Source organism: Tabrizicola sp. (assembly GCF_036781545.1).
Taxonomy (GTDB): Bacteria; Pseudomonadota; Alphaproteobacteria; order Rhodobacterales; family Rhodobacteraceae; genus Tabrizicola.
Genome location: NZ_DAIQAT010000229.1, coordinates 1 through 4078, shown reverse-complemented (window position 1 = coordinate 4078; position 4078 = coordinate 1). Strand labels below are relative to the sequence as shown.

Annotated in this window: 7 protein-coding genes and 1 tRNA gene; 7 read left to right on the top strand and 1 reads right to left on the bottom strand. The window is 66.2% G+C overall.

What is annotated here, in order from left to right:
• Positions 1–483: SDR family oxidoreductase (locus V7Q39_RS19720; RefSeq protein ID WP_333818314.1), on the bottom strand; the 483-nt coding region annotated here is incomplete at its 3' end.
• A gap of 94 nt (positions 484–577) precedes the next feature.
• Here V7Q39_RS19720 and pdxH point away from each other — a divergent pair.
• The 7 genes from pdxH to V7Q39_RS19685 form a co-directional block, all read left to right on the top strand.
• Positions 578–1180, top strand: coding sequence for a pyridoxamine 5'-phosphate oxidase (pdxH, locus tag V7Q39_RS19715; RefSeq protein ID WP_333818313.1), 603 nt, complete (start codon positions 578–580; stop codon positions 1178–1180).
• Between the two features lie 117 nt (positions 1181–1297).
• Positions 1298–1828, top strand: a complete 531-nt coding sequence (locus V7Q39_RS19710; RefSeq protein ID WP_333818315.1) for a cold-shock protein — start codon at positions 1298–1300, stop codon at positions 1826–1828.
• Positions 1825–2298, top strand: a complete 474-nt coding sequence (locus tag V7Q39_RS19705) for a DUF192 domain-containing protein (RefSeq protein WP_333818312.1) — start codon at positions 1825–1827, stop codon at positions 2296–2298. Before V7Q39_RS19710 ends, V7Q39_RS19705 begins: the two co-directional genes overlap by 4 nt.
• 82 nt (positions 2299–2380) lie before the next feature.
• Positions 2381–2457: transfer RNA gene (locus V7Q39_RS19700), tRNA-Pro, on the top strand.
• Positions 2458–2529: 72 nt separating this feature from the next.
• The gene (locus tag V7Q39_RS19695; RefSeq protein WP_443082555.1) at positions 2530–2832 is read left to right on the top strand and encodes a type II toxin-antitoxin system RelE/ParE family toxin; all 303 of its coding nucleotides are present in this window, start codon (positions 2530–2532) and stop codon (positions 2830–2832) included.
• Entirely contained in the window at positions 2822–3115 is a 294-nt protein-coding gene (locus V7Q39_RS19690; protein ID WP_333818310.1) for an addiction module antidote protein, read from the top strand. Before V7Q39_RS19695 ends, V7Q39_RS19690 begins: the two co-directional genes overlap by 11 nt.
• A gap of 64 nt (positions 3116–3179) precedes the next feature.
• Positions 3180–4078 (top strand): protein adenylyltransferase SelO (locus V7Q39_RS19685; protein WP_333818309.1); only part of this gene is annotated, 899 nt, incomplete at its 3' end.

The window sequence follows — 4078 nt, the reverse complement described above, 5'->3', positions numbered from 1 at the left end:
GCCCATCACGTTGTAATGCGGCATGACCTTCTCGGCGCCGTAATAGGTCAGCGTCAGAAGGCTGCCCCCCGGCCCCATCATCGCCGCCGCCCGCTGGCACACCGCCGTGAAGGAATAGACCGAGATGTCCATCGCCAGCGCGAAGCCCGCGCGCGAGGTATCCACGTAACGGCCCCGCAATTCGTTCTTGTCGGCGAAGCCGATGGCATGGACCAGGAAGTCCAGCTGCCCCCATTCCGCCCCCAGCGCCGCGAAGAGCGCGTCGATGCTTTCGTCGCTCGCCACGTCGCATTCGTAGAGATGCGGCTGGCCCAGGCTTTCGGCCAGGGGCTCCACCCGTTTCTTCAAGGCCTCGCCCTGGTAGGAGAAGGCCAGCTCCGCCCCCTGCGCCGCGACCGCCTGCGCGATCCCCCAGGCAATGGACTTGTCGTTCGCGAGTCCCATGATCAGGCCGCGCTTGCCTTGCATAAGTCCGGTTGACATTCCTGACCCCTCGCCCACTTTTCGTTTTCCGACGTGTAGGCGAAGCGGGGCCAGCCTTCAAGGCGGGTCCTTAACGCGAAGGAAGGGACAGCAGATGGACCGTTCGGGCATTTTCGCGGGCAGCGATCCCTTCGCCATCGCCCGCGCATGGCTGACCGAGGCCGAGGCGACCGAGCCGAACGATCCGAACGCCATCGCGCTGGCCACGGTCGATGCGCAGGGCCTGCCCAATGTCCGCATGGTCCTGCTGAAAGAGGTCGAGGCGGACGCATTCGTCTTCTACACCAATTACGGCTCGACCAAGGGGCAGGAGATCGCCGCCGCCGGCAAGGCCGCCTTCGTGATGCACTGGAAGTCGCTGCGCCGCCAGATCCGCGTGCGCGGCACCGTCACCCGCGAGGACGGGCCCCAGGCCGACGCCTATTTCGCCAGCCGCAGCCTGAAGTCCCGCCTCGGCGCCTGGGCCAGCCACCAGTCGCAGCCGCTCTCCTCGCGCGAGGCGCTGCTGGCCGAGGCCGCGAAGGTCGCCCTCACCAAGGGGCCGAATCCGGCCCGCCCGCCCTTCTGGGGCGGCTTCCGCATCCACCCGGTCGAGATCGAATTCTGGGCGGACGGTGCCTTCCGGTTGCACGACCGCTTCCGCTGGGCCCGCACTGACGCAAGGGCAGGATGGAGCATCGAACGCCTGAATCCTTAGGTTTCCGGGGCTTTACAGATTATCTGTTAGTAGACTGTTGAATAGGCCTTGATCATGGGCCGATTTTCCCCGCATTTGTCCGGCTCAAGGGCTCATTCTGGGGAGAAGGCCTTAGGAATGGAAGAAGAAGAGGTCATGCAAGTCGTGCATGGTCGCGTTAAGTGGTTTGATCCTTCCAAGGGATTCGGTTTCATCGTTTCAGACCAGACGGATGCAGATATTCTGCTGCACGCGAACGTTCTGCGGAACTTCGGGCAGGGCTCGGTTGCCGATGGCGCCGGGATTGAGGTTCGCATCCAGCGGACACAGCGCGGCGTTCAGGCCGTGGAAGTCCTGCGCATAGACCCGCCGGAAGGCGTTGTGCTGCCCTTCGGGGAAGACGCTGCCCAGATGGTCAGCGAAGACATCCTTGCGTTGGAGCTGGAGCCCGCAAGGGTGAAGTGGTTCGACAAGGGCAAGGGTTTCGGCTTCGCCAATGTCTTCGGTCGCCCCGAGGACGTCTTCATCCATGCCGAGGTGCTGCGCGTCTCGGGCTTTGCCGACCTGCAGGCCGGCGAGGCGGTGGCCTTGCGCGTCATCGACGGCCGCCGCGGGCGGATGGCCGTGCAGGTCATCTCCTGGGAATCCGCCGCACGGGACACACCATGATCCGCGCGCTCGCCTGCCTTTCGCTGGTCGTCCTGCCCGGTCTCGCCTGGGCCGAGGCGGCCTGCGCGCCCGCGCGGCTCGACCTGCGCTGGGACGGCGGGCGCGAAAGCTTTGCCGTCGAGGTGGCCGACGACAACGAGGAACGTGCCCAGGGGCTGATGTTCCGCACCGAACTGGCCCCCGCGTCGGGGATGCTTTTCGTCTACGACAGCCCGAAGCGGCCGAATTTCTGGATGAAGAACACGCTGATTCCGCTGGACATGGTCTTCGCCGATGCGACTGGCACCGTGACCCGCGTCCACGCCGATGCCGTGCCGGGCGACCTCACCCCCATCGACGGCGGCGAGGGTGTCCAGTTCGTGCTGGAGATCAATGCGGGCCTTGCCGCCAAGCTTGGCATCACCCCCGGCGCGGTCCTGCGCCACCCCGCGATCCCCGCCGCAACGGCCGCCTGGCCCTGCAAGGGCTGACATCCGCCCGCAGAACAGGCCTTGCCGATCCCGCGCGGGAAGGCTTTTCATTCTCCGCCGCAGCGGGTAAAGCAGCCGCAGTCGGGGCGTAGCGCAGCCTGGTAGCGCGACGGTTTTGGGTACCGTAGGTCGAGAGTTCGAATCCCTCCGCCCCGACCATCTTTCTTCCAGAAACCGGCAGAGATGTAGTCTATAGTTGACATCTGGCGATGCGATAACTATAAACTACATATGCCGAACGAGGTTCGCCTCACCTCCATATTTTCCGAATGGCTCGACGACTTGCGGGACCCAAAAGCCGTCGCGCTGGTAGCAGCCCGGATTGAGCGTCTTGGCTACGGCCTCGTCGGTGACGTTAAGCTGTTCGACGGGATCGGCGAGCTTCGGATCGACTACGGCCCCGGCTACCGCCTCTATTTCTGCCGCCGTGGCGGGGTGATCTACATCCTGCTCTGCGGCGGCACGAAGCGAACACAGGACCGGGACATCGCGAGAGCCAGGAAGATGGCGCAGGAGATCGGCCATGGCCATTGAAACCACCCCTTTCGACGCGACCAGGTATCTGGAGGACCCGGAGGCCCAGGCCGTCTTCCTTCGGGATGCGCTGGAAACAGGGGATGCCGGATACATAGCCCATGCGCTTGGCGTGATCGTCCGCGCCCGGGGCATGTCACAGGTCGCCCGCGATGCTGGTCTCAGCCGGGAAGCGCTCTACAAGGCCCTCTCCCCGACCGGCAATCCCACGCTCTCCACCCTTCTCGGCGTGACAAAGGCGCTGAACATCCGGCTCGGAGCCTCGGCGATCCGATCGGAATGACCGCCGGAGGTAAAATCACTCTCCGCCGGTTGCCGCCGGGCCATGGCAGGCGCATATCTTCTGCATGACCCTCACACTCGATCATAGCTACGCGCGCGACCTGCCCGGCACCTACCTCCGCGTCGCCCCCGATCCGGCGCCTGCGCCCCGGCTTCTGGTCCTGAACCGCCCGCTGGCGAAGGACCTCGGGCTCGCTCTTACCGAAGCCGAGGCCGAGGCCTGGTTCTCGGGCGCGAGCCTTCCGCCCGGTGCCGACCCCATCGCCCAGGCCTATGCCGGCCACCAGTTCGGCGGGTTCTCGCCGCAGCTCGGCGACGGCCGCGCGCATCTTCTGGGCGAGGTGCTGGCCCCGGACGGCCGCCGCTTCGACATCCAGCTGAAGGGCTCGGGCCGCACGCCGTTCTCGCGCGGCGGCGACGGCAAGGCTGCGGTCGGCCCGATGCTGCGCGAATATCTGATCTCGGAATTCATGGCGGCCATGGGCGTGCCCACCACCCGCGCGCTCGCCGTCGTGGCGACGGGGCAAGAGGTCTGGCGCGAGACGAAGCTGCCCGGCGCCGTCCTAGCCCGCGTCGCGGCCAGCCATATCCGCGTCGGCACCTTCCAGTTCTTCGCCGCGCGGGGCGAGCAGGACAAGGTCAAGGCGCTCGCCGACCATGCCATCGCCCGCCATTATCCCGACCTTGCGCGGGCCGGGAACCCCTACCTCGCCCTCCTCGACGCCGTCATCGCCGCCCAGGCCCGGCTGATCGCGGAATGGATGGGCCTCGGCTTCATCCACGGCGTGATGAACACCGACAACATGGCGATCAGCGGAGAGACCATCGACTACGGCCCCTGCGCCTTCATGGAAGCCTATGCCCCCGGCACCGTCTTCTCCTCGATCGACCATCAGGGCCGCTACGCCTATGCCAACCAGCCGCTGATCCTTGGCTGGAACCTCGCCCGCCTGGCCGAGACGCT